Origin of the sequence: Saccharothrix sp. AJ9571 (assembly GCF_021725495.1) — a bacterium.
Classification (GTDB): Bacteria; Actinomycetota; Actinomycetes; order Mycobacteriales; family Pseudonocardiaceae; genus Amycolatopsis; species Amycolatopsis magusensis.
The window spans coordinates 8,073,105-8,095,933 of sequence record NZ_CP091382.1 but is presented as its reverse complement, the minus strand read 5'-3'; the positions used below and the strand labels follow the sequence as shown (position 1 = coordinate 8,095,933).

The following is a 22,829-nucleotide window of genomic DNA, read 5'->3' as shown; positions in this document are numbered from 1 at the left end:
TGACATGTCCACGCAAGCTCCGGCGCAGCCCGAATCTTTCGCGGATGCTGCGCGGTTCGAACCCGCCGCGCAGGCCGAGGCTCCGGGCCGGTTTGACTCGGCCGCGCAATCCGAGGCTTCGGACTGGGGTGAATCACCTGTGCAGGCTGAGGTGCCGGGCCGGTTTGACTCGCCTGGGCAGTCCGAGGCTTCGGACTGGAGTGAATCGTCTGTGCAGGCTGGGTCACCAGAGCGGTTTGATTCACCAGTGCAGGCTGAGGCGCCGGAGCGGTTTGACTCGGCCGCGCAGGCTGAGACGCCGGGCCGGTTTGATTCGGCTGGGCAGACCGAGGCTCCGGAGCGGGGTTGGTCGTCTGTGCAGGCCGGGTCACCGGAGCGGTTTGATCCACCGGTGCCGGAGCGGTTTGACTCGGCCGCGCAGGCCGAGGCTCCGGGGTGGAGTGAATCACCTGTGCAGGCTGGGTCGCCGGGGCGGGTGGATGTGGCTGGGCAGGCTGAGGTGCCGGAGCGGTTTGATTCGGCTGGGCGGGTTGAGGCTCCGGACTGGAGTGAATCGTCTCGGCAGGGTGAGGCGTCGGGGCGGGGCGGGGCGGCTGAGGATGCGGGGCGAGCGGACATGTCCCCGCAGGCCGGCATGCCGGGGCCGTACGAGTCCTCTGTGGATGGTCGAGGGGTCGAGTGGCTTGACACGCCCGATCAGGCTGGGCAGGCCTCGCGAGTGACGGGGCAGCGTTCTGAGGCGCCGGGACCTGAACCGCGGCAGGGCGAAGCGTACGTGGGTGGTGCAGAGGCGGAGACGGCACAAGAGCGGTCCATGTGGTCCGAACCAGCGGACGGGCATCGGCTGGTGGGGCCGCCGGTGGAGGCCGAGAGTGCCCAGGCGCACGAGCGGGACGAGGCGCCGTCTCAGGCTGGGTGGGCGCAGTCCGCGGAACCGCGTAGCCGGACGGAGGCACGCGAGGCACAAGAGGCGCACCAGGCACACGCGCCGACGCCGGTGGACGCGGCGGCCCAGACCTGGATGCAGGCCCCCGCGGAGCCCTACACCCGCGACCGCAACGAGGGGCGGCACCGGCTGGAGGAGACAGCCGACGTGGAGATCCCCGCCCCGGCGGTCAGTCCCGAACAGGCCGGGGACGGCGAGGACTCCCAGCACCCGGTGCGCAAGGCCGTCAGCCGACTGAAGACGAAGGTGCCGGACTCCGTGGGGGAGGTGGTGCGCAAGTTCCGCCGGTGAACCCCGCGGGCCGGGACGCGGTGCTCGACAGGGAACGCACCCCCGCGTTGAGCACCGCCAGCAGCGGCACGGCGAGCAGCGCACCGGCGATCCCGGCCACCACCCACCCGATGGCGATCGACAGGACCACCGCCAGCGGGTGCAGCCGGACCGCGCGGCCGAGGAACAGCGGCTGCAGCACGTGCCCCTCCACCTGCTCGACCGCGATCACGATGCCCAGCAGCACCAGCCCGGTCACCGGCCCGTTCGCCACGAAGGCCACCAGCACCGCGAGCCCGCCCGCCATGAACGCGCCGAACACCGGGATGAACGCGCACAGGAACACCACCGCGGCGAGCGGCACGGCCAGCGGCACGCCGAGCACCGCGATACCGATGCCGATGGCGACCGCGTCGACCGCCGCCACCGCGATGGTCGCGCGCGTGTAGCTGACCAGCGCCGACAATGCCTGCCGCCCGGCCACGTCGACGCGGTCGCGCAGCGAATCGGGCACCGGCCGCAGCAGGAAGGCCCAGATCCCCGGACCGCCGGTGAGCAGGAAGACCAGCACGAACAGCACCAGCACCGTCTGCCCCAGCACCTCACCGGCGGTCATGGCGGTGTTCAGCGCCCCGGTGGTCATGTCCCCGCCGGTGCCGGTCACGGTGCTGAGCAGCCGGTCCAACGAGCCCCGCACCCGTGCCTCGTCCAGGTGCAGCGGCCCGGTCGACAGCCAGCGCACGACCGCGTCGACCCCGCGGACGATCTCCTCGCGCAGGGCGGGCAGGCCCTGCACGAGCGCGGTGATCACGAACGTGAGCAAGCCACCTAGCACTGCTAGACCTCCTAGCAGCACTAGCGCTACCGCTGCTAGCCGCGGCACGCGGCGTCGCAGCAGCACCTGGACGGCGGGGGCGAGCAGCGCGGCCAGCAGCAGCGCGATCGCCACCGGTACCAGCACCGGAGCGAGATAAGCGGCGACCACGCCGAGTACGTACAGGCCACCGGCGACCAGCAGCAGACATCCGGCGATCGCGGCGGAATAGCGCAACGCCGGCGGAACCCGCCGGCCAATGTGCTCGGGCAAGAAGCCTCCTCGGGTCACCCGGGAACTACCCGCGCACCCGCCACGAAAGCCCGGCTCACTCGATCGTGCGCCAGTCGTGCTCGCCCAGCTCACTCGAAGCCTGCGGGCCCATCAGCAGCATGCCGCCGTCCACCACGAGCGACGCGCCGGTGATGTACGCCGCGGCCGGGGTGGCCAGGAACGCCACGGCAGCCGCGACCTCCCTGGCGTCGCCGGTGCGGCCCAGCGGCACGCCGGGGCGTTCCTGCGAACGCGGGTCGGCGTCGGTCTGTCCGGTCATCGGCGTGGAGATTTCCCCTGGTGCCACGGAGTTCACCGTGATGCCGTGCCGCGCGAGTTCGATGGCGAGCACCTTGGTCAGCGCGCCGGCACCCGCTTTCGCCGCGCAGTACGGGGCCGCGCCGACCCGGGGGGCGTGCTCGTGCACGCTCGTGATCGTGATGATCCGCCCGCCGCGCCCGGCGGCGACCATGTGCCTGGCCGCGCGCTGGGAACAGGCGAACGGCCCGTCCAGGTCGACCGCGATCACCTCGCGCCAGGTGTCGAAGCCCATGTCGATCGCGAGTTCGGCACTGCCCGTGCCCGAGCAGTTGACCAGCACGTCGACCCCGCCGAGATCCTCGACCAGCGCGTCGATGACGTCGGCCTCACCGGGCAGGCGCGTCAGATCCAGTTGGCGGACGTGCGCGGAAACGCCGTGGGAGCGGACTTCGCGGGCGGTTTCCTCGGCCCCTTCGGCGTCGGTGTGGTAGGTGATGCCGACGTCGAGACCGCCGCCCGCCAGCGCGACCGCCACGGCCCGGCCGATGCCGGAGTCCGAGCCGGTGACGATCGCGGTGCGGGGTTCGGCGGTGTCGGCTGCTGTCGGTGCGGGAAGGTTCATGCTCTCCGGCTACCCCGGATCACCGGGGCTGTACCGCGCAACGGTCAGCCGGCGCGCCGCTGGTACCGGGCTTTCGCCAGTTCGTAGGCGGTGTGCAGCAGTTCGCGGGTCGGCGCTTCGGTCCGCGGCCCCGGGTTCACCACGGCGAGCCAGCCGACCGAGCCGTAGACGGGATGCGCGAACAGGGTGTCGGTGACGCTGTGGTCGACGTCTTCAGCCGGGGTTCCGCGGTGTTCGTGGCCGGTCCACTTGCGGAAGTTGTCCTTGCCCGCGTTGACGTTGACGCGGAAGGTGTCCGGGCGGTCCAACCGGGACTCCTCGTCCCCCGGGTAGTTCTTGGTCACGATGGTGGCGAACGGCTGCGTGGTGGTGGGCATGACACCGTCGGGCGCGTAGAAGAAGAACGTGTCGCCCCAGGCCAGCTTCGGGGAGCCGTCGCCGGGCCCGGGCCGCACGGTCAGCACTCCGTCGAGGCCGTCCACGTAACCGATGATCTCGTCTGGCTTCATGTGTTCCAGCGTTTCATTGAAGTGCTTGTGGAGACTTCGGGCCGAGGACCATAAGGTCGATACGTGCCAACTCTCCACTCGCCGGATCTGCGCACGGCCGAGGTCGCCCGGCGTGCCGGGTACTCGGTGCAGCAGGTGCGCAACCTCGAGCGCGACGGCGTGCTGCCACCGGCGGCGCGCACGGGATCGGGTTACCGCGTCTACCGCGAGGTGCACGTGCGGTGCGCGCTGGCCTATCGGGCACTCGCCGCCGGAACCGGTCCGGTCGAAGCCAAGCGGATCATGCGGGCGGTCAACGGAAATCCGCTGAAGGCGCTCGCCATGCTCGACGCGGCCCACGCGCGCCTCCACACCGAACGCACGGATCTGCAGCTCGCGGAGAAGGCCGCGGAGGCGATCTCCGCCGAGCCAATCCATGACGTCAGCCCAGCGGATTCGATGAGCGTGTCGGAGCTGGCCACCGCGCTGGGCGTCCGCCCGTCGACCCTGCGGCACTGGGACGCGGAAGGCCTGGTCGTACCGGATCGCGATGAGAGCAGGGGAGCGCGCCGCCGGTACTCCCCGGCGCAGGTCCGGGACGCCCGGATCGTGCACCAGTTGCGCGCCGCGGGCTACCGGATCGGGCCGCTCCAAGCCCTGATGCCCCAGGTGCGCTTGGGGAATCGAGGTGAAGACCTCGCAACCGTGCTCGCCGCGAGGGAAGCGTCGATCACGACCCGCTCGCAAGCCCTGCTCGACGCCGCCGCGGCGCTCAGCGCGGTGATGTCAGGCGACGCCGTCGTCTGAACTATCGACACTGTCGATTCCGGCGCGCACCAACGGGGTTCCCGTCTCGGCGATCCGCGCGGCGGCCTCGTCGTCGAGTTCGTCGTCGGTGATGATGCGGTCGATCTCGTCCAGCCGCAGCACCCGGTACCGCGCGAACCGGCCGAACTTCGCACTGCCCGCGACGAGCACGGAGGTCGTGGCCGCGGCCAGTGCGGCGCGCTTGACCTCGACCTTCGCCTCGACGGGCGTGGTCACGCCGTGCCCGACGTCCCACGAACTCGACGAGAGGAAGGCGATGTCCAGCGACAGCTCACGCAGCGCGAGCGTGGCGAGCCTGCCCGCGGTGGACCGGTTCGCGGTCTCCACCCGCCCGCCCACGCAGATCAGGTCGACGCTCGAGTGGTCGCAGAAATCCGCCACGGTGGCCAGGTCGTTGCTGACCACGGTCAGGTCGCGCACGCCGTCGAGAAACGGGCGGATGGCCTGGATGGTGGTCCCCGCGTCGAGGTAGACGGTCATCGAGTCGGTCACCAGGGTAGCCGCGGCCCGGGCCATCGCGGTCTTCTCGGCCCGGTCGGCGCCCGCCTTGTCGGCGCGGTCGGGCTCGCGCAGCAGCCGGGTGGCGATCTTCGCGCCGCCAGGGGTGGCCTCCACGCTGCCCTGCTTCTCCAGCGCCGCGATGTCACGCCGGATGGTCATGTGGCTGACGCCGAGCAGTTCGGTGAGCTGGTGGTAGCTCAGGACCTGCGCGTGCCGCAGGTGACGCAGGATCTCCTGCCGTCGCTGCTCGGGGATGAGCGGCGGGCTCGCCATGGACTACCTCCTCGGGGTGCCGAGTGTAGTTCGCGTGCCCCAGGGACTGGACCACTGCCGCGCCAGCGCCGCGATCGCGTCGGCGTCGAGTTCCCGGCGCGCGAGTCCGTCGGTGAGCAGCGTGATCCGGCAGGCTTCCTCGAGTTCGACGGCCCGGTCGACGGCTTCGTCGAGATTCGCGCCGGCGAGCACCGAACCGTGGTTGGACAGCAGGGCCGCGCGCAGTTCCCAGTGGCACTCGCGCAGATCCTCGCCGAGCCCGGGATCGCCGGGCGGACGGTAGGGGAGCAGCGGCGTCTGGCCCACGCGCATCACGAAGTACGGGGTGAGCGGCGGGACCGCGCTGTGGTCGGCCCACGGCTGGAGGCAGGACACCGCCACGGTGGACGGTGAGTGCACGTGGACCACCGCCCGGTGCCGGGGATCGCGCTGGTAGAAGGCGAGGTGCAGCGGCCACTCCTTGGACGGCTTCGCGCCTTCGAGGTGGCGGCCGTCCAGGTCGAGCACCGCGACGTGCTCCGGCCGCATCCGCCCGAGGGACACGCCGGTGCCGCTGAGCAGAATCCGGTCCCCGTCCCGGACACTGATGTTGCCGCTGGTCCCCGGGCTGAGTCCTTCGCCGACCACGCGGACGCCTGCCGCGAGCAGGTCTTCGAGCGCGCTCACGCGAGCCGGTCCCAGGCGGAGGTGAACAGGTCGTCGGGCCCGAAGTTGCCGCTTTTGAGCGCCAGCGCGACTTCGTGCCCGCCGTCGGTGACCGCGCCACTCCAGCAGATGCCGGGGGCGATCTCCGGGCCGATGCGCAGCAGTCCGACACCGAGCGCGCGCACGATCGCCCCGCTGGTCTCCCCGCCCGCGGCGAGCAGTCGCGTGACTCCGGCTTCGCCGACGAGCCGTTGTGCGGTAAGGGCGAGCACCTTCTCGACCGCGGGTGCGACCGGATGTCCGTCCACTTCGGACACCACGTCGGCCGGCTCACCGGCCGCGTAGACGACGGGCACGCGGCCGGGTCCCTGGGCGCGGACCCAGTCGACGACGCGGTCGACCTCGGCGTCCGGTTCGTGCACGGCTGCTCGTGGATCGACCCGCCGCACCGGCTGGGAACGGGCGGCGGCGGCGATCTGCCGCCCGGTGGTCGCCGACGCGCTGCCGCACAGCACCACCCGGCCGGTGTCCGGAATGGACTGCCAGTCGCCGGCCGGGCTTTCCCGTGCGGGCAGGCCGCACGCCAGACCGGAGCCGCCGCTGAGCACCGGGCTGTCGGCGACCGCCGCGCCGAGCACGCGCAGGTCCTCGTCGTCGATCGTGTCGACGACGACATACCGGGCCGGCGCGGCGGCGAAGGCCGCACGCACGGCCTCCGGGCCCTGGCGCACCGTCTCGTGGTGGATTTCCGCGACGGCGTGCGGGGTCTGCGGCCGGAGCAGGTCGGCGACCCGGGAGCGGGTCATCGGGGTGAGCGGGTGGTGCCGCATCGACGAGTGTTCGAGCAGGTCACCGCCGACGAAGAGGTGCCCGTGGTAGACCGTGCGGCCGTTGGCGGGCAGCGACGGCGCGACGACCACCCGCTCGGCGCCGAGTTCGTCCGCGACCGCGTCCAGCACCGGTCCGATGTTGCCCTGATCGGTGGAATCGAAGGTCGAGCAGTACTTCACGTAGATCTGCCGGGCACCCCAGTGCCGCAGGCGCCCGAGCGCGGCCCGCGAGGCGCGCACCGCCTCGTCGACCGGCGCGGTCCGGGTCTTGAGCGCGATGACCAGGGCGTCGAGGCCCGCGCGGGCCTGCTCACCCGGGTCGTGGTCCTCGATGGCGACCGCGACCCGGTACCCGTTGCGGCGCACCATGATCGCCAGATCGGTGGCGCCGGTGAAGTCGTCGGCGATGGCTCCCAGCATGCGTCCATCACACCTCATGTGAAGATTTGGTGCAAGTTTGTAAAAATCTAGATCGTGTGTCACAGTACGGCCCTCAGATTGGAGCAACGGTGATCCACTCCCATGCCGCGCGGGGCCACGAGCCGGTCCGGATCGCGCTGACCGGGGCGAACGGCGGTTACGGCCGCACACTGCTGGCGCAGTTGCGCCGCACGCCCGAGCTGATCCCCGCCGCGCTCGTCGAGCCCGACGCGGCGGGCATGCGGCGCACGCTGGCCGAACTCGGCCTCGAAGCCGCGGTGGTCGCCGACGGCGCCGCACTCGACTGGTCCGGCATCGACGTGCTGGTCGAAGCGACCGGCCAGGTCGGGGTCGGCACCGCCTACGCCGAGGCCGCGCTGGACCACGGCGTGCACGTGGTGATGGTCAGCAAGGAGGTCGACACCGTCGCGGGCGTCGACCTGGCGGACAAGGCGGCCGCGGCCGGGCTCCGCTACCTGCCCGGCGACGGCGACCAGCCGGCGAACCTGCTGCGCCTCGCCGACTGGGTTTCGGCCACCGGCCTGGAGATCGTCGCCATCGGCAAGTCGGGGGAGTACGACCTGGTCTTCGATCCGGCCACCGGCACGGTCACGCAGGCCGGGGTGACCATCGACGCGCCGGGGCTGGCCGACCTGCTCGACCTGGGCCCCGAGCCGCGGGAAACGCTGAGCCGCCGGGCCGCGCTCGTCGACGGGCTCAAGCGCTCGGCCGCCGCCGACCTGTGCGAGATGACCGTGGTCGCGATGCGCACCGGCGCCGTGCCCGACCGGGAGGATCTGCACTACCCGGTGGCCCGCATCGCCGAACTCGCCGACATCTACGCCGCCCGCGAAGACGGTGGCATCCTCGGCCGCGACGGCGTGGTCGACGTGTTCTCCGCCCTGCGCCTGCCGGGCGAGGCCGGCTTCGCCGGCGGGGTGTTCGCGGTTGTCCGCACCGGCGATCCGGTGACCTGGGAACTCCTTCGCGGCAAGGGGCACGTGGTCAGCCGCGACGGCAGGTACGCCTGCTTCTACTGGCCGTACCACGCGATGGGCGTGGAAACACCGCTCACCATCCACGCCGCCGTCAGCGGGGTCGGTGTCACGCCCCGCCCGCGGCCCACCACGCTGCTGGCCGCGCGGGCGGCCACCGCGCTCGAACCCGGCACCTCGTTCCAGGTGACCGGACACCACCACGAGATCAACGACGTCGCCCCGGTCATGGTCGCGCCCGAGGACGGTGTCGCGCCGTACTACCGGCTCGGTGGCGCGCGGCTGCGCCGGGCCGTCGCGGCGGGTGGACTCGTGCGCCTCACCGACCTCGATTTTGGGCACCAGAGCCGGAAGGAGCCGGGAGCATGAGCGCCGAGATCGTCGCGCTGGTCGTCTTCGCGGCCGTGTTCGCCATTTCCGCCATCCGTAACGTCCACATGGGAGCGCTGGCGCTGGTCGCTGCGTTCATCGTGGGCATCGGCGTGGTCGGCGAGAGCCTCGACGAGATCCTCGAGGCGTTCCCGGTGGACGCGCTGCTGATCCTGCTCGGCATCACCTACCTGTTCGGCATGGCCAGGGAAACCGGCACGATCGACTGGCTGGTGGACCGGTCGATCCGGCTCGTGGGCCCGCGGGTGGCGCTGCTGCCGTGGGCGATGTGGCTGATCGGCACCGCGGTGGCCTGCCTCGGCACCTCGCACGCCGCCTTCGCCGTGGTGCCGATCGCGATGTCGCTGGCGACCACGCACCGGATCAGCCCGACGCTGATGGGCATCGCGATGAGCTCGGCGATCGTCGGTGGCGCACTGGCGCCGACCAGCATCAACGGCATCACCGTGGCCACCATCGCCGAGGACGCCGGGCTGCCGTACAACGCGGGGCTGATGTTCGCGCTGTCGGTCGGGGTGAACGCGCTGGTGGTGCTGGTCGCGTTCCTGATGTTCGGCGGGCCGGAACTGATCCGCCGGTCGCGCGAGGAAACCCCGGAGGCGAGTGGTGGTGGCACCGCGGTGATCACCGCGCCCGCGCCGCCGATCACCCGCACCCAGGTGACCGTGCTGGTGACGCTTTTCCTGCTGGTGGCGGGTTTCTTCACCCTCACCGTGCTCGACGTGGACGTCAACCTCGGTGTGGTCGCGCTGACGCTCGCGGTGTTCCTGTCGCTGCTGGTGCCCGACGTCGGCCGTCGTGCGGTGTCGAAGGTCGACTGGGGCACGATCCTGCTGCTCGGCGGCATCCTCACCTACGTCGGCGTGCTGACCCGGCTGGGCGCGATCGACCAGCTCGGCGAGCTGGCCCGGTCGGTGAACGTGCCGCTGGTCGCGGCGCTGGTGATCTGCGTGATCGCCGGCCTGGTCTCCGCGTTCGCCTCCACCATCGGCATCCTCGGCGCGCTGATCCCGCTGGCCGTGCCGCTGCTGGTGGCGGGCGGCGGGCTGGAGATGACCGGGTTCATCTACGCGCTGGCCATCTCGGCGTCGCTGGTGGACTGCGCGCCCTTCTCCACCACCGGTGCGACGATCGTCGCCTCGGCAGCCGAGCCGGAACGGCCGCTGCTGTCGAAACGGCTCACCGCCTGGGGCTTCGCCATGGTGCTGATCGGCCCGGCCTTCACCATCCTCACCATGGTGCTGCCACAACTACTCCTGGCCTGATCGACCGGCCTGAATGCTATGAGTGGGGCATTACTTGCGTTGAATGCTAGTAATGCCCCACTCATAGCATTCCAACGTGGCTGGTCGGAGGCCGCGAATGTGCGACTCGGGTGCGCGAACGTGGAACTCGGCTGCCTGAGTGTGCAACTCGGCTGCGCGAACGTGGAACTCGGGCGTTTGAGTGTGGGGTTCGCGCTGGGTCAGGGTTGGGTGCGTAGGGCGTAGCGGCGTTCGGCGTAGGCGAGGTCGTCTCGCCACAGGCGGGCCGCGGTCCACTTCATCAGCGGCCGCACGACCGGCGCCGCCTTGCGGGCGACGGCGAAGCCCGGGCGTGACGAACCGGCCACGGTGGCTTCGATGACGGCCGTGCGCGGTCGCCCGTCCGGGCCGGTGCCGCGCGGGGTGGCGTGGGTTTCCACCACGCTGCCTTCCCCTTCGCCCTCGATGATGCGCATCACCACGGTGCGCGGCTCGGGGCAGGTGAACTCCGCGCGCACCGGCACGCCGAGCCGTCCGGCGACGCGGAAGGTCACGTCCACCACGAACCGGTCGTCGTCGTCCCGCGGTACCTCGACCACGGTGAGCCTGGCGAACGAGTACGGGTGGAACCACGCGCCGTGCCACGGGTCGAGGCGGTTGGCCACGACGTCCTCCGGCTCGCACACGCCTTCCAGCGTGGCCACCGCTTCGAGGCTGGCCGCGGCCTCCGGCCGGGCGGGCACCACGGGCCGGTCGAGCGGCGGCTCGCCGCCGACGTCGTCGAGCCGGACCCAGGTCAGCACGCCGTCGTCGAAGGCGGGCAGCGGCCGCCAGCCGTAGCCGCCCTTGCCGGACAGCTTCAGCCCGTGCCAGCGGCACACCAGCGCCCCGCAGTCCAGCCGCGCGTCGCTCAGCGGCGCGCCCAGGTGCGGGCAGGCACCGGGCCCGATGCGCACTTCGCCGTCCTCGTCCCGCCAAGCCACCAGTTCCCGTCCGGCCACCGTGGTGCCGAACGGCCGGTCGGCGCGGATCGACCGGCTCGCCGCCAGCACGAACCAGTTGCCGGACGGGCGGTCCAGCGCGCGGCTCAGCGCCGACTCGATCACCGTCGCCCTCGCGTCGGCGAAGGTGGGGCGCTGGGCGGCCCAGCGCTCGGGCGGGATGGGCTGGATCGGCCAGTCGCTCGGCCAGCTCACGCGCACGTCGTCACTTCCTTCCTGCGTTGTCGGATCGGGTGGCCAGCGCGCGCAACACCGCGAGACGGCCTTCGTTCGGCACGGACGAGGTGGGGTGCCCGCGCAGTCCCCACCCCGCGAGCAGCCGGTTCGCCGCGTGCCAGCCGGTGGTGGCCGCGCGTTCCATCAGCGCCACCGGCAGGTCCACCCGGATGCCGTCCCCGGCCAGTACCAGCCCCGGCACCGGTGTCTCGACCGTGGGACGGCGGGCGAAGTCGCCGAGGCCGAACAGCGGGCAGTCCTGCCGCCATTCGGCCAGTTCGCCGACCACTTCGGCGTTCGCGGTTTCCGGGTAGAGCTCGTGGAGCCGGGCGAGCAGCCGCTTCGGCAGGGTTTCGGCGTCCTGCTCGACGGCGTAGGCGTGCAGTTCCACCACCGAGCCGCCGGTCTTCGCGGCCCAGCTGCGAGTTTCGGCCTCGAACCGGTCGAGCACGCTGATGTTGTCCAGCGGCGGCAGGCTGCCGGTGCCGAGGAACGCCGGGCGGTCGGCCCGGACCGGCCGGTCCAGCCAAAGGCGGCGGACGTGGAACGGCGGTGCCACGCGCAGGCCGAGCACGCGTTCCCGCCACGACGGCGTCCCGAGTTCCGGCGAAGCCTGGAGCAGGGAGCGCAGGCCGGTCACGTCGGCGGCCAGCACCACACCGTCCACTGTGGAGCCGTTCACCTCGAAACCGGTCCGTGTCGATGCGATCGATTCGACCGGCGTGCCCAGGTGGAGGCGCACGCCCAGCTCGCCGAGGTACGCGGCGAGCGGGTGCCACAACGCGGCCGGGAAGCTGTTCGTCGGGACGTCGAACACCAGCCCTTCCGAGGAACCCAGGAAGTACAGGTGGAACATCGTCACCAGCTCGGCGGCCGAGAGGTCCGAAGGTGAGGCGAAGAAGCTGCGGGAGAACACTTCGAACGCCAGGTGCCGGGCGTCGGCCGGGAAGTTGAGCTGGTCGAGGTAGGTGGCGGCGTCGATCTCGTCGAGGCGGTGGTAGACCTCGGGAACCCGGACGGTGGCCAGCGGCAACGCGGACGCCGCCTTGATCCGGGCGAGGTCGCGCAGGCGGAAGGTCGGGCTGCGCAGGGCGAACACCAGTGCGTTCCACGGTGGCGACTTGGGCAGCCCGCGGAAGGAATCGGTGCGCCCCTGGGCATCGAGCAGCGGGTAGTCGGCCACCGGCGTGAGACGGTCGAGCGCGGGATCGGTCCGCCGCAGCAGCGCGCGCAGGTTGTAGTACTGCCGGAAGAACGCGTGGAAACCGCGGCTCATCGTGACGGGCGTGCCGTCCGCCAGGGTCGTCTCCCAGCCGCCCGCCCGGCCGCCGAGGTAGTGCTCACGCTCGTAGAGGTCGACCTCGACACCGCGTTCGGCGAGCGCGGTCGCGGCGGTCAGCCCGGCGATCCCGCCACCGACGACCGCCACGCGCGGGCGGCGCTGCAACGCGTCGGCGTGGGCGAGACCTCCGGGCGCGGGGTACTCGACCCGTCGTCGGTCGGTCATCCGCGGGTTCCCGGTGCGTCGCCGAGGAAGGTGTGCACCACGCCGTGCTGCCAGCCGGGCACGGTTTCCCGGTGCACCCGGGCGAAACCGTTGCGGCGCAACCGTTCCTCGAACGCCGTCGCGCCGTCGAAGGTGCGGACGCTGTGCCACAGGTGCCGGTACAGCGTGGCGTCCCCGGTGGTCAGCCGCCCGGCCGGGATGATGATCGACCAGCACACGGCGTCCCACACCAGCCGTGCTCGCGGCGAATCCGCCACCGAGTACTCGTGCACGGCCAGCGGCGCGCCCGGTCGCAGCAGTTCGGCGAACCGCCGCAACTGCGCGTCCGGATCGTCGAGGTTGCGCAGCAGGTACGCGGCGAGGATGCCGTCGAACGGGCCTTCGGCGAGGTCCTCCACGCGCGTGTGCACGAACCGCACCGTGTCCGGCCACGACTTCGCCCGCGCCTGCCGCAGCATTTCACCGGAGGCGTCGATGGCCACGATGTTCGCCCGTGGTGCCGCCGAAAGCAGCGCGGCGGTCGACGCGCCGGTGCCGCACCCCGCGTCCAGCAGGGTGAGCCCGGCACCGCCGCCGGGCAACCGCATTCGCCGCGCGGACAGCCTCAAGTGCTCGTGGTAGCCGGGATTGGCCCCGACCAGGCGGTCGTACGCCGCCGCCGCGCCGTCGAACGCGGCGGGCACCTTGGCACGGGCGAGCCCGCGAGGACCGAGCTTCACGTTGTCTCCTTCCGCTGCTGCCGCACCCAGAACAACAGCACGGCGGTCACCAGGGAGAAGCCGAAGAGGAAGTCCTCCACCGGGATGTCCCACGGGAACCGCACCCCGCTGAAGTGCTCGGGCGCGTAGGTCACGATCGGCGCGCTGAGCTTGGTCAGCCAGCCGTCCACCGGGATCTGGAACGCGGTCACCACGGCCATGGTCAGCCAGTAGGCCGGCTGCCGGAACAGGCCGGTCCGCAGCACCAGCAGTTCCAGCGCCACCACCACGGGGACCGACAGCACGGCGGGCACGGTGTAGCCGATCATCGGGCGCCCCCGCGCGACCGGCGCCGTGCCCAGGCCAGAGTGGCCGTGACCGCCTCGAAGGTGAGCAGTCCGCACAGCGGGATCACCAGGAAGAACAGCAGTTCCTCGACGGGCAGCGAGAACGGCAGCAGCACGCCGGTGACGAACTCGGGGTTGAAGCCCCACACCCCGCCGGCGATGGCGATCACGTCCCACACCAGGAACACCGCGGCCACCGGCAGGACCGCACCGGCCAGCCGCCGCGGCCGCCGGTAGACCGGGCGGCCGAGCCACTCCAGCGGCAGGGTCACCAGGAGGCAGGCGCCGAGCACCGCGAGGTATTCGAACCGGTTCATCGCCGTGCTCCCGGCAGTGCTTCCCGCACGCGCACCCGCGCGACCCTGGCCAGCGCCACCCCCGCCACGGCCGCGCGCCGCGGGCGCGAAACGGTGGCGCGTCCGGCGAACACGTCGTGGTCCGCGGCTTCGATCCGGTCGAGGATGCGGGAGTAGAGGTCGAAGGCGGTGGACACGCAGGGCCGCGAAGCCGGTCGCAGCATGGCCACTCCCGGTTCCGCCTCGCGGTAGATCGCCCTGGTGAGCGCGACCTGCTCGGCCAGCGCGCGGCGGACCCGGGCATCGGCGCGCCGATCACACAGGCACCGGTGCAGCCGGTCGCGGTCCACCCCGGCCGCGGCGAGTTCGTCGGCGGGCAGGTACACACGGCCGCGTTCGAGGTCTTCGGCGACGTCACGCAGGAAGTTGGTCAGCTGGAACGCCCGGCCCAGCGCGGCCGCGGGCCCGGCGGCCTCGGCGCGGCTGGTCACCGTGCCCAGCACCGGCAGCATCTGCAGGCCGATCACCTCCGCGGAACCGTGGACGTAGTCGTAGAGGTCCTCGCGGGTGGGGTAACCGCTCACGGTCAGGTCCATCCGCATCGACCGGAGGAAGGCGGTGAACAGCGCCGGGTCCAGCTCCAGCCGCCGGACCGCGTCGGCCACGGCGACCAGCACCGGCTCCTCGGGCGGGGAGCCGTCGAAGGCGTTCTTCAGCGCCCGCTCCACGTCATCCAGCCGGGTGGCCAGGTCCGCGGTCGTCGCCCCGGGCGCGGGCTCGTCGACGAGGTCGTCGACCCAGCGGGCGAAACCGTAGAGCGCGTGCACGGCCGGGCGCTGCGCCGGGCGGAGCAGGCGGGTGGCGAGGAAGTAGGTGCGCCCGTGGCGGGCGTTCAGTTCGCGGCACCGGCCGTACGCGTGGCGCAACCCGGTGCCGGTGATCCCGGCGGCGTCGAGTTCGGCACGGGCGAAATCGAGCGACGTGGCACGTGCCACCGGCGAACCTCCACACTCGACAGACCGCCCCAGGGTGCCCACGGAGCGGGATGACTACACACACCTAAGCTCAGCCGCGGTGCCCGGGCGAATCGAGGACTTCAGTGCGCATCCTGGTGGTCGAGGACGACGACGGCGTGGCGGCGGCGGTGGTCGACGCGCTGGTCTCCGCCGGGCACGGCGCGGTCCGCGCCAGGGTGGCCGCCGAAGTCGCCGCCCTGCGGCAGGACGCCGATCTGGTGCTGCTCGACCTCGGCCTTCCCGATGCCGACGGACTGGACGTGCTGCGGGAACTCCGGCGTGCCGGCGAACTCCCCGTGCTGGTGATGACCGCCCGCTCGGCGGAACGCGACGTGGTGCGCACGCTGCGGCTGGGTGCCGACGACTACCTGGTCAAACCGGTCCGCCTGCCCGAACTGCTGGCCCGCATCGAAGCGGTCGCCCGGCGGCGGCCGAAGTCGCGGCCCGCGCCGGAGGTCGTCGAACTCGGGGACGTGCGCGTCGAACTGGCGGCGGGCCGGGTCACCGCCGGTGACACCGAAGTGGTGCTCACCGGCAAGGAGTTCGACATCCTCGCGGTGCTCGCCAGGGCGGCGGGCACCGCGGTGAGCAGGCAGGCGCTGATCGAGCAGGTGTGGGGCGAGGCGCCGGAGTCCCGCGCGCTCGACGCGCACGTGGTGACCCTGCGTGGCAAGCTGGGCCGGCCCGGCCTGCTGGCCACCGTGCGCGGTTTCGGCTACCGGCTGGGCGAGGCGAGTCCGATTCGTTACCGGTCATCGTCCTAAGAAACGGTGAAGACGGGCGGCCGGAGGCGCCCCGCGTTCCTACGGTCGTCGGCACACATCTCCGGCGCAACGAGGAGCAGGAGCCATGAACACTTCCGCCACCGGGACCGAACCGCAGCTGACACCGCCGACGGGCAAGGCGCGTTTCCGGGGACTGGGACCGGGCCTGCTGGCCGCGGCCACCGGAGTCGGGGCGGGGGACCTGGTCGCCACCATGGTCGCCGGCGCCCAGTACGGCACGCTGCTGCTGTGGGCGGCGCTCATCGGGACCGTGCTCAAGCTGGCGCTCGGCGAGGGCGTCGGCCGCTGGCACCTGGCCTCGGGCACCACGCTGCTCGACGGCTGGCGCCGGCTCGGCCGCTGGGCCACCGGCTTCTTCGGCATCTACATCGTCATCTGGGGCTTCGTCTACGGCGCCACCGCGATGTCGGCGGTCGGCCTGCCGCTCAACGCGTTGTTCGGCGGGCTGCCGGTGCGCGGCTGGGCGATGATCGCCGGGGTGCTCGGGCTGGCACTGGTCTGGGGGCAGCGCTACCACTTCTTCGAGAAGTTCATGACCGTGCTGGTGCTGATCAAGTTCGCCTCGGTGGTGGCGGTGGCCATCCTGGTCACCCCCGACCTCGGCGAACTGGCGAAGGGCCTGACCTTCCAGCTGCCCGCCGGGTCCACGGTGTACGTGCTCGGCCTGATCGGCGGCGTCGGCGGCACGATCACCATGGCGGCGTACGGCTACTGGATGTTCGCCAAGGGCTGGAAGGGCACCGGCTGGCTGTCGATGATGCGGCTGGACAACGCGGTCGGCTACCTGATGACCGGCGTCTTCGTGGTGGCCATGCTGATCGTCGGCTCGACCATCCTCTTCGGACAGAAGATCACCCAGTCCGACAGCGGCCTGCTGATCCTGGGCAACGAACTGGGGGAGCGGTACGGGCAGTGGGCCCGCATCCTGTTCCTGGTCGGCTTCCTCGCGGTCACCACGACCTCGCTGTTCGGCGTGTGGAACGGCGTGAGCCTGCTGTTCGCCGACTGGACCCGCGCCATCCGGCTGCCGCACGGGCGTCGCGCCGAACTCCTCACCGCGGTGGTGCCCGGTGAGGAGAAGGCCGGTGACACCGCCGCCTACCGCGCCACCTCGGTGGAGAAGTCCCTGCCGTTCCGCGGTTATCTGCTCTGGCTGACCTTCCCGCCGATGTTCCTGCTGTTCCTGGACAAGCCGTTCGGGCTCACGCTGGTCTACGGCGTGCTGGGCTCGGTGTTCATGCCGTTCCTGGCGATCACGCTGATGCTCCTGCTGAACTCCACCCGCGTGGAGCGCGACGGCCGGTCGGGCTGGCTGTCGAACCTGCTGCTCGGCTCGGCTTCGGCGTTGTTCCTGTTCCTGCTGATCACCGACCTGGTCGAGCGCTTCGGCTGAGCTTTTCAGCGCGGCGTGAAGGGGCTGTGGCCGGGTGCGCACCGGATTTAGGCTGCGGCGCATGAACAAGAGAATCGGTTACTCGATAGCGGGACTGCTCGGCGCGGCGGCGCTGGCCGGACTGGCCGGCCCCGCCGTCGCCGCGACCCCGGTGACGGTCCAGGTGGACTCGACGGTGGAGAGCTACTGCGGTCCGACCGACACCATCCGGGACACCGGGCGGAACATGAGCTTCTTCATGATCTTCACCGGATCCACCTTCCACCAGGGCCGGTGGATCAGGCACTACGACGCCAAGTATCTCAGCGGCGCGTTGTTCAAGTACACGAGCAACTCGTGCTGAGCCGCCGGTAGGCGTCGGACACCTGGGCGAGGAATTCGGTGTCCTCGGCCAGGTCCGTGCCGCCGGTGACCCCGGCGGGCCGGGCGGGCGGGGTGGCGCCACCCGCCCGTGCTTCCAGTGCCGCGGCGACCACCGCGGCTTCGGCCGCCGCGGCACCGGCGTGCCGCGTGCGCGCGGCGACCTCGGGGCACCGGTAGGGCTGCAGGGCCAGCAGGCCGTCGCGGATCTCGATCACCCGGCGGTACAGCCGCAGGCGCAGCCCGCGGACGACCAGCGCGTCCGGTGTCCGGGGCGGGTCCAGCGCGATCGACGGCTCGGCGCGGTACAGGGCGGTCCACAGTGGACCGAGGCGGCGGAACAGCCGGTGGCGGCGCAGCCAGCCGGTGACCGCGGGCAGCGCCGCGCCGAGCAGCACCAGCAGGTAGGCCGTGGTCGGCAGCACCTTGCCCGGCAGGACCGTCCGGCCGAAGGGGAAGGCGAAGTCCAGGCGTGGCGCCACCGCCAGGATCGACTTGTTCAGCAGGTACAGCAAGGAAAGCGCGGTACCGGCGACGATCAGCCGCAGCCCGGCCCGGAGGACGGCGTCGTGCGTTCCGCGGGCGTACCGGGCGCCGAAGGCGATGACGGCGAGCAACGCGGGCAGTTGCGCGGCGGCGTAGACGAGGCAGTACTCCATCACCCGCGGCGTCTCCGGGCGGATGTCGGTGAGGGACACGAACAGCAGGCACATCACCGCGAACGCGCCACCGGCCCACCACGCCTGTCCTCGTGCTCCTCGCGTTCGTCCGGTGAGTCCGGCCATGAACTCCTGCCCGGCCCACGCGGTGAACACCATGCCCGCGTGGCTGACCAGGCGAGCCGCGTGCGAAACGCCTGCGAGGTCACCGATCGCGGCGTAGACGGCCGGGATCTGCGCGGTCAGGGAGCAGGCGAGCCCGAGCAGCACCCAGCGGACACGCCGCCGGGCGAGGCCGCCGCCCCGCCCGCGGCTGAGCAGCACCACCCAGGCCAGCAACGCCGGCCCCCCTTCGCGCAGCGCGCTAAGCAAAGTCGTCGTCCAGTGCGTTGCGCAGGCGGCCGGTGACGGTGCGGCCCGGCGTGGCCCGCTGCCGGATCAGCGAGGCGAGCAACTCGGCTTCGCGTTCCTCGGCGGAGGAGTAGCCGGCGCGGCCCAGCACCCGGCGCACCATCGCCGGGTCCAATCCGGGCAGCAGCATCGCGGCCTGCTCGGCCGGGTCCAGCGAGGCGGGGTAGTGATCGCAGAGCACGTGGGCCAGTTCGTGCAGGATGATGTGTTCCCGGTGCGGTGGCGTGGTTTCGCTCTCGTGGAAGATCAGGTCGGTGTGGTCGGTGGCGATCCACAGCCCGCAGACCCCGGTCAGCCCGCTCATCGGCAGCAACCGGATCGGCCTGCCGCGGCGCGTGGCCACCTGCTCGCACAAGGTGTGGACGTCGAACGGGATCGGGAGCGGCAGTTCGCGCAGCAGGGCCGCGTGCCGCCGCCGCGTCCGGCTCACGGCTCGTCGGCCGGTGCGTCCGGCTGGGGCAGTCCCTCCAGCTCCCGCACCCGGTCGACCATGTCCGCGATCGCTTCCAGGCTCTTCGGCGAAAGTCCGCTGGCGCGCAGGGCGATCCGGCGCACCGGCGTGTCCCGCAGCGCGGTGAGGAGCGCGAGTTCGGCGTCGATGCGCCGGGTCTCCTCCTCGTCGAAGAAGTACGCGGCAGGCACGCCGAAGAAGCCGGCGAGCGCTTCGAGGTGGCGCTTGGTCGGGTTGTCGCGGACACCCTTGCGCAGTTGCCACAGGTAGGTCGCCGAAATGGTCGGACCGCCGCGGCCGCGCAGGGCCTCGGCGACCTCTTCGAAGGTGTACTCGCCGCCGTCGCGGGGGCGCACCGTGCGGAAGAGGTGGTCCACCTTCGCCGCCAGGGCGCCCCCGTCTCCGGACATGGCGGGGAGTCTACCGATTGACCTTCGTTTCACTGCTGTTTATGATTGCCCGCACTTCATCAACTGAGGTGAAGATCCCATCGCGGGCAAGGAGAGGGGGCCCGCGATGGGGGCGGGGCAGGCTCAGCCGGACACGCGCATGGCCGCCACCGGTGCCGGTCGCAGGGCGATCCGGGCGGGGATGGCGATCGACCCCCAGCCGAACGCCGCCGCGGCACCGGCGATGCCCAGGTAGACCAGTGGCGGCACGGTGGGCAACGGCGACGCGGTCAGGCTGAGGCTGACCCCGATCAGCGGTGGCAGCGCGGCCAGCGAACCGAGCACCACGGCGGCCACCACGACCACCGCCGCCTCACCACGCATCATCGACCGCACCTGCCGCGGCTTGGCGCCGATCAGCCGCAGCAGGGCGAACTCGCGGACCCGGGCCGCGGTGGCCAGCACCAGGATGTTCACCACGGCGATGGCGATGAAGCCGAGCAGCAGCAGGTTCAGCAGGAGGTTGACCGCCGACTGCGCGGTCGCTTCGGTGTTCTGCGCGGCGGTGAACGAGGCCCGGTCGGTGAGCCGCAGCCCCAGCGGCAACGCCTCGCGCAACGCGTCCGGATCCGCGCCCGGCGCGGTGGCGAGCAGGAGTTCGTCGTTCAGGCGGCTGCCGGTGTGCGCGAGCACCACCTCGTTCGGCAGGGTCACGTCACCGAAACCCAGTCCGTTGCCGTAGATCGCCACCACCTCGGCCGTGTGCGGGGTGCCGTCGCCGAGTCGCATGCTCAGCGGTGACCCGACCTCGACGCCGAAGCTGTCGGCGGCGAGTTCGCTCAGTGCCACCGTTTCCCCGGTGAGCCCGGACAGGTCCCCCTGCCGGGGATCCAGGTCCAGCACCTCGCTGATCCGGTCCGCGGTGATGCCTTGGGCGGGGTAGGAGTTCGTGGCGGGCTCGCCGAGTTCCTGGTGGGTGATGAGCACCGAAGTGCGCGCCACCGGGGTCGCCGAATCGACTCCGGGAAGCTGCCGGACGGTGTCGACCACGGCGGGGGCGATACCGCCGTCGGCGACGATCACGTGATCGGCCCGGATGCCGTTCGCCGCCTGATCCTGGGCGGCGGCGTTCGTGGTGGTCGCGGTGAAGATCTGCACGGACGCCAGTGCCACGCCCATGATCAGCGGCGTGGCCGCCGACCCGAGCCGCCGCGAGCGCGCCCGGGTGTTGGCACCGGCGAGGTAACCGGCGGTCGAGCGCAGCACGCCGAGCTTTTCGAGCAGCCCGGCGGTGGCGGTGAGCAACCGCGGTCCGAGCAGGGCCACGGCGATCACCAGCAGCAGCGCGGAACTGGCCGCCCCCGCGACCGCGGTGTTCCCCGAAAGCACCATCGGCAGGCCGATCCCGGTCGTCGCGCCCAGCGCGGCGAGCGCCCAGCCGCTCATCAGGCGGACCCGGCCCAGGCGCGGCGGTTCCACCGCGGCCTCGCCGAGCGCCGCCGCCGGGCTGATCCGAGCGGCCCGGCGTCCCGCGATCAGGCCCGCCCCCAACGCCGCCAGCAGGCACAGGAGTACCGAGGCGAGGACCGGAAGCGGTCCGATGGCGAACCGGAATTCGGCGGGCACGGCACCGTAGCCGGCGAGGGCGTCCCGCAGCAGCAGGCTCAACCCGATGCCGGGCACCGCCCCGAGCACCGACGCCACGGCGGCCAGTACCAGGGATTCGGTGGCGATCAGCCGGTAGACCTGCCGCGGGGTGGCCGCGACGGCTCGCAGCAGTGCGAACTCACGGCGGCGCTGCTGGGTCGCCAGGCCGAGTGTGCTCGCCACCACCAGCAGCACGATCATCAGCATGGTGCCGCCGAACGCGGTCGACATGACCACCAGGAACTGCCGCGCGGCGCCGACGTCGAGGAATTCCGCGTCGGCGCGGTCGTCACCGACGGCGGTGGTCACCTCGGGCACCGCCTGCTGGATGCGGGTCGCCAGTTCGTCCGCGTCCGTGCCGGGGTCCGCGAGGACCGCCACCGCGTCGACCCGATCCGGACGACCGGACAGCACCCGCGCCTGCTCGTCGGTGAGGAACGCGGCGGCCTGCCCGGAATTGGTGGTGCCGACCACGCGGTAGCTCGTGGCGACCGCGCCGATCTCCAGTTCGGCCCGATCACCGACGCGGAGGCCGGCCTGCGCGGCGGCACCGCCGTCGAGCACCACTTCGTCCGCGGCGGCGGGCTCCCTGCCACTGTCCACAGTGGCCGGTCCCAGTTTCGTGGACGACCACCCGTGCGCGTTCAACGGCACCGTGCCGCCGCCGTGGCGGAGCGCGATGTCCACGCTGACATCACCGACGGCCGCCTGAACCCCGGGCACGCGGGCGATCTCCTCGGTGAGCCCGGCCCGCAGCGGGACGCGTTCGCCGAACCGCTGGCTCAGCCCGTCCGGGGTGGGCACCGACTGGATCGCGGTCACCACGACCGGCGCGGTGGCGTAGCGCTGGGGCGGCATCCCGGCCCGCAGCCCCGATTCGAGCAGAACACCGCTCGCGGTGATGAGCGCGGAGCCGAAGAACACCGCGACGAACGCGGCGGCGAAGGCCCCGCGCCGGTTGCGGACCGATTGCCAGGCAAGGGAGAACATCGCGGTCACCACTCCCCGAGGTGGGTCATGCGCTCGGCGATCCGGTCCGGCGTGGTGTGCGCCAGTTCGCCCGCGATGCGGCCGTCGGCCAGGAAGACCACGGAATCGGCGTACGAGGCCGCCACCGGGTCGTGGGTGACCATCAGCGCGGTCTGGCCCCAGCGGTCCACCGCGTGGCGCAGGGTGGTGAGCACCTGGCGGGCGGTGCGGGTGTCGAGCGCGCCGGTCGGCTCGTCGAGGAACATCACGTCGGGCCGCGTGACCAGCGCGCGGGCGATCGCCACCCGCTGCTGCTGACCGCCGGAAAGCTTGCTGGGCCGCCGGTCCAGCGGCACGTCCAGCTCCACCGAGCGCACCACCTCGGCGAGGAAACCGGGGTCGGCGGGACGCCCGGCGAGCCGCAGCGGCAGCAGGATGTTGTCCTCGACGCTCAGCGCGTCGAGCAGGTTGTAGGCCTGGAAGACGAACCCGATCCGCGAGCGGCGCAGCTCGGTGAGCGCGGCTTCGCGCTGCCCGGTCAGTTCGGTGCCGCCGAGCAGCACACGGCCCGAGGTCGGCCGGTCCAGCCCGGCCGCGCAGTGCAGGAAGGTGCTCTTGCCCGACCCGGACGGTCCCATCAGTGCGGTGAAGCTGCCCTGCCGCAGGCTGATGCTCACCCCGTCCAGCGCCCGCACGGCGGCTTCCCCGCTGCCGTAGGTCTTGCTGACCGATTCCATCCGCACCGCACTGGTGAGGCCGTCCGCGACTGTCGTCATTCTGGTTTTCCTTCCGGATTCACTGTCGGAAGGAACGCTAGGGACGCGCGGGGCGGGGCACAGTGGCGCGGAACCCCGAACCGGGGGTGTAGCCGGCTACACCCCCGG

24 protein-coding genes are annotated in these 22,829 nt (G+C 72.0%); 7 read left to right on the top strand and 17 right to left on the bottom strand.

Annotated elements, in window-relative coordinates:
- Window positions 1–814 precede the first annotated feature (814 nt).
- Complete coding sequence (locus tag L3Q67_RS36420; protein WP_499185958.1) at window positions 815–1,237, top strand: hypothetical protein; 423 nt, start codon at window positions 815–817, stop codon at window positions 1,235–1,237.
- Here the strand turns inward: L3Q67_RS36420 and L3Q67_RS36415 are convergent.
- Genes L3Q67_RS36415 through L3Q67_RS36405 form a run of 3 tightly spaced genes read right to left on the bottom strand, consistent with a single transcriptional unit; the run spans window position 1,173 to window position 3,695 of the window.
- Window positions 1,173–2,303 (bottom strand): AI-2E family transporter, encoded by a 1,131-nt coding sequence (locus L3Q67_RS36415; protein ID WP_499185957.1) that lies wholly within the window; start codon window positions 2,301–2,303, stop codon window positions 1,173–1,175. The two genes, L3Q67_RS36420 and L3Q67_RS36415, sit on opposite strands and share 65 nt — an antisense overlap.
- A 55-nt stretch (window positions 2,304–2,358) precedes the next feature.
- Window positions 2,359–3,186: an SDR family oxidoreductase gene (locus L3Q67_RS36410; RefSeq protein WP_499185956.1), complete on the bottom strand. Its 828-nt coding sequence runs from the start codon at window positions 3,184–3,186 to the stop codon at window positions 2,359–2,361.
- Window positions 3,187–3,230: 44 nt separating this feature from the next.
- Entirely contained in the window at window positions 3,231–3,695 is a 465-nt protein-coding gene (locus L3Q67_RS36405; protein ID WP_499185955.1) for a DUF6194 family protein, read from the bottom strand.
- Window positions 3,696–3,758: 63 nt separating this feature from the next.
- Here L3Q67_RS36405 and L3Q67_RS36400 point away from each other — a divergent pair, with 63 nt between their 5' ends.
- Complete coding sequence (locus L3Q67_RS36400; protein WP_499185954.1) at window positions 3,759–4,481, top strand: MerR family transcriptional regulator; 723 nt, start codon at window positions 3,759–3,761, stop codon at window positions 4,479–4,481.
- Here L3Q67_RS36400 and L3Q67_RS36395 read toward each other — a convergent pair.
- From L3Q67_RS36395 to otnK, 3 genes are read right to left on the bottom strand one after another with little or no spacing between them, the layout of a single operon-like run.
- A complete protein-coding gene (locus L3Q67_RS36395; RefSeq protein WP_499185953.1) occupies window positions 4,461–5,276 on the bottom strand; it encodes a DeoR/GlpR family DNA-binding transcription regulator in 816 nt (271 codons plus the stop codon). The genes L3Q67_RS36400 and L3Q67_RS36395 overlap by 21 nt on opposite strands.
- Window positions 5,277–5,279: 3 nt before the next feature.
- Window positions 5,280–5,942 carry a class II aldolase/adducin head domain-containing protein gene (locus L3Q67_RS36390; RefSeq protein ID WP_499185952.1) on the bottom strand — a complete coding sequence of 221 codons (663 nt, stop codon included), beginning with the start codon at window positions 5,940–5,942 and terminating at the stop codon, window positions 5,280–5,282.
- Entirely contained in the window at window positions 5,939–7,171 is a 1,233-nt protein-coding gene (gene otnK / locus L3Q67_RS36385) for a four-carbon acid sugar kinase family protein (RefSeq protein ID WP_499185951.1), read from the bottom strand. Before otnK ends, L3Q67_RS36390 begins: the two co-directional genes overlap by 4 nt.
- 89 nt (window positions 7,172–7,260) lie before the next feature.
- Here otnK and L3Q67_RS36380 point away from each other — a divergent pair, with 89 nt between their 5' ends.
- On the top strand, window positions 7,261–8,535 hold the full coding sequence (locus L3Q67_RS36380; RefSeq protein WP_499185950.1) for a homoserine dehydrogenase: 1,275 nt from the start codon (window positions 7,261–7,263) through the stop codon (window positions 8,533–8,535).
- Window positions 8,532–9,821, top strand: a complete 1,290-nt coding sequence (locus L3Q67_RS36375; RefSeq protein ID WP_499185949.1) for an ArsB/NhaD family transporter — start codon at window positions 8,532–8,534, stop codon at window positions 9,819–9,821. Before L3Q67_RS36380 ends, L3Q67_RS36375 begins: the two co-directional genes overlap by 4 nt.
- 200 nt (window positions 9,822–10,021) lie before the next feature.
- On the opposite strand, the gene L3Q67_RS36370 is transcribed toward L3Q67_RS36375, so the two are convergent.
- Genes L3Q67_RS36370 through L3Q67_RS36345 form a run of 6 tightly spaced genes read right to left on the bottom strand, consistent with a single transcriptional unit; the run spans window position 10,022 to window position 14,860 of the window.
- Window positions 10,022–11,002: a Rieske (2Fe-2S) protein gene (locus L3Q67_RS36370; RefSeq protein ID WP_499185948.1), complete on the bottom strand. Its 981-nt coding sequence runs from the start codon at window positions 11,000–11,002 to the stop codon at window positions 10,022–10,024.
- A gap of 4 nt (window positions 11,003–11,006) precedes the next feature.
- Complete coding sequence (locus L3Q67_RS36365) at window positions 11,007–12,524, bottom strand: NAD(P)/FAD-dependent oxidoreductase (RefSeq protein WP_499185947.1); 1,518 nt, start codon at window positions 12,522–12,524, stop codon at window positions 11,007–11,009.
- Window positions 12,521–13,243, bottom strand: a complete 723-nt coding sequence (locus L3Q67_RS36360) for a class I SAM-dependent methyltransferase (RefSeq protein ID WP_499185946.1) — start codon at window positions 13,241–13,243, stop codon at window positions 12,521–12,523. Before L3Q67_RS36360 ends, L3Q67_RS36365 begins: the two co-directional genes overlap by 4 nt.
- Window positions 13,240–13,551, bottom strand: coding sequence for a lycopene cyclase domain-containing protein (locus tag L3Q67_RS36355; RefSeq protein ID WP_282771524.1), 312 nt, complete (start codon window positions 13,549–13,551; stop codon window positions 13,240–13,242). The genes L3Q67_RS36360 and L3Q67_RS36355 overlap by 4 nt, the downstream gene beginning before the upstream one ends.
- The gene (locus tag L3Q67_RS36350; RefSeq protein WP_499185945.1) at window positions 13,548–13,886 is read right to left on the bottom strand and encodes a lycopene cyclase domain-containing protein; all 339 of its coding nucleotides are present in this window, start codon (window positions 13,884–13,886) and stop codon (window positions 13,548–13,550) included. The genes L3Q67_RS36355 and L3Q67_RS36350 overlap by 4 nt, the downstream gene beginning before the upstream one ends.
- Complete coding sequence (locus tag L3Q67_RS36345) at window positions 13,883–14,860, bottom strand: phytoene/squalene synthase family protein (RefSeq protein WP_499185944.1); 978 nt, start codon at window positions 14,858–14,860, stop codon at window positions 13,883–13,885. The genes L3Q67_RS36350 and L3Q67_RS36345 overlap by 4 nt, the downstream gene beginning before the upstream one ends.
- 104 nt (window positions 14,861–14,964) lie before the next feature.
- Here L3Q67_RS36345 and L3Q67_RS36340 point away from each other — a divergent pair, with 104 nt between their 5' ends.
- The 3 genes from L3Q67_RS36340 to L3Q67_RS36330 all read left to right on the top strand — a co-directional run bounded on the left by L3Q67_RS36340 (window position 14,965) and on the right by L3Q67_RS36330 (window position 17,402).
- Complete coding sequence (locus L3Q67_RS36340) at window positions 14,965–15,645, top strand: response regulator transcription factor (protein WP_499185943.1); 681 nt, start codon at window positions 14,965–14,967, stop codon at window positions 15,643–15,645.
- Window positions 15,646–15,730: 85 nt separating this feature from the next.
- Window positions 15,731–17,059, top strand: a complete 1,329-nt coding sequence (locus L3Q67_RS36335; RefSeq protein ID WP_499185942.1) for an NRAMP family divalent metal transporter — start codon at window positions 15,731–15,733, stop codon at window positions 17,057–17,059.
- 61 nt (window positions 17,060–17,120) lie between these two features.
- A complete protein-coding gene (locus tag L3Q67_RS36330) occupies window positions 17,121–17,402 on the top strand; it encodes a hypothetical protein (protein ID WP_499185941.1) in 282 nt (93 codons plus the stop codon).
- Here L3Q67_RS36330 and L3Q67_RS36325 read toward each other — a convergent pair.
- The 5 genes from L3Q67_RS36325 to L3Q67_RS36305 all read right to left on the bottom strand — a co-directional run bounded on the left by L3Q67_RS36325 (window position 17,377) and on the right by L3Q67_RS36305 (window position 22,721).
- Window positions 17,377–18,417, bottom strand: a complete 1,041-nt coding sequence (locus L3Q67_RS36325) for an MAB_1171c family putative transporter (RefSeq protein ID WP_499185940.1) — start codon at window positions 18,415–18,417, stop codon at window positions 17,377–17,379. The two genes, L3Q67_RS36330 and L3Q67_RS36325, sit on opposite strands and share 26 nt — an antisense overlap.
- 25 nt (window positions 18,418–18,442) lie before the next feature.
- Window positions 18,443–18,919, bottom strand: a complete 477-nt coding sequence (locus L3Q67_RS36320; protein ID WP_499185939.1) for a hypothetical protein — start codon at window positions 18,917–18,919, stop codon at window positions 18,443–18,445.
- The gene (locus L3Q67_RS36315; protein WP_499185938.1) at window positions 18,916–19,350 is read right to left on the bottom strand and encodes a helix-turn-helix domain-containing protein; all 435 of its coding nucleotides are present in this window, start codon (window positions 19,348–19,350) and stop codon (window positions 18,916–18,918) included. The genes L3Q67_RS36320 and L3Q67_RS36315 overlap by 4 nt, the downstream gene beginning before the upstream one ends.
- Window positions 19,351–19,473: 123 nt before the next feature.
- Complete coding sequence (locus L3Q67_RS36310) at window positions 19,474–21,966, bottom strand: ABC transporter permease (protein WP_499191724.1); 2,493 nt, start codon at window positions 21,964–21,966, stop codon at window positions 19,474–19,476.
- A 5-nt stretch (window positions 21,967–21,971) separates the two neighbouring features.
- On the bottom strand, window positions 21,972–22,721 hold the full coding sequence (locus L3Q67_RS36305) for an ABC transporter ATP-binding protein (RefSeq protein ID WP_499185937.1): 750 nt from the start codon (window positions 22,719–22,721) through the stop codon (window positions 21,972–21,974).
- Between the last annotated feature and the right edge of the window lie 108 nt (window positions 22,722–22,829).

Excerpts from the sequence above, each read along its gene's own strand:
- L3Q67_RS36420 (WP_499185958.1), top strand. The coding sequence starts at position 815 with ATGTGGTCCGAACCAGCGGACGGGCATCGGCTGGTGGGGCCGCCGGTG.
- L3Q67_RS36410 (WP_499185956.1), bottom strand. The coding sequence starts at position 3,186 with ATGAACCTTCCCGCACCGACAGCAGCCGACACCGCCGAACCCCGCACC.
- L3Q67_RS36405 (WP_499185955.1), bottom strand. The coding sequence starts at position 3,695 with ATGAAGCCAGACGAGATCATCGGTTACGTGGACGGCCTCGACGGAGTG.
- L3Q67_RS36395 (WP_499185953.1), bottom strand. The coding sequence starts at position 5,276 with ATGGCGAGCCCGCCGCTCATCCCCGAGCAGCGACGGCAGGAGATCCTG.
- otnK (WP_499185951.1), bottom strand. The coding sequence starts at position 7,171 with ATGCTGGGAGCCATCGCCGACGACTTCACCGGCGCCACCGATCTGGCG.
- L3Q67_RS36375 (WP_499185949.1), top strand. The coding sequence starts at position 8,532 with ATGAGCGCCGAGATCGTCGCGCTGGTCGTCTTCGCGGCCGTGTTCGCC.
- L3Q67_RS36365 (WP_499185947.1), bottom strand. The coding sequence starts at position 12,524 with ATGACCGACCGACGACGGGTCGAGTACCCCGCGCCCGGAGGTCTCGCC.
- L3Q67_RS36355 (WP_282771524.1), bottom strand. The coding sequence starts at position 13,551 with ATGATCGGCTACACCGTGCCCGCCGTGCTGTCGGTCCCCGTGGTGGTG.
- L3Q67_RS36350 (WP_499185945.1), bottom strand. The coding sequence starts at position 13,886 with ATGAACCGGTTCGAATACCTCGCGGTGCTCGGCGCCTGCCTCCTGGTG.
- L3Q67_RS36335 (WP_499185942.1), top strand. The coding sequence starts at position 15,731 with ATGAACACTTCCGCCACCGGGACCGAACCGCAGCTGACACCGCCGACG.
- L3Q67_RS36330 (WP_499185941.1), top strand. The coding sequence starts at position 17,121 with ATGAACAAGAGAATCGGTTACTCGATAGCGGGACTGCTCGGCGCGGCG.
- L3Q67_RS36315 (WP_499185938.1), bottom strand. The coding sequence starts at position 19,350 with ATGTCCGGAGACGGGGGCGCCCTGGCGGCGAAGGTGGACCACCTCTTC.
- L3Q67_RS36310 (WP_499191724.1), bottom strand. The coding sequence starts at position 21,966 with ATGTTCTCCCTTGCCTGGCAATCGGTCCGCAACCGGCGCGGGGCCTTC.
- L3Q67_RS36305 (WP_499185937.1), bottom strand. The coding sequence starts at position 22,721 with ATGACGACAGTCGCGGACGGCCTCACCAGTGCGGTGCGGATGGAATCG.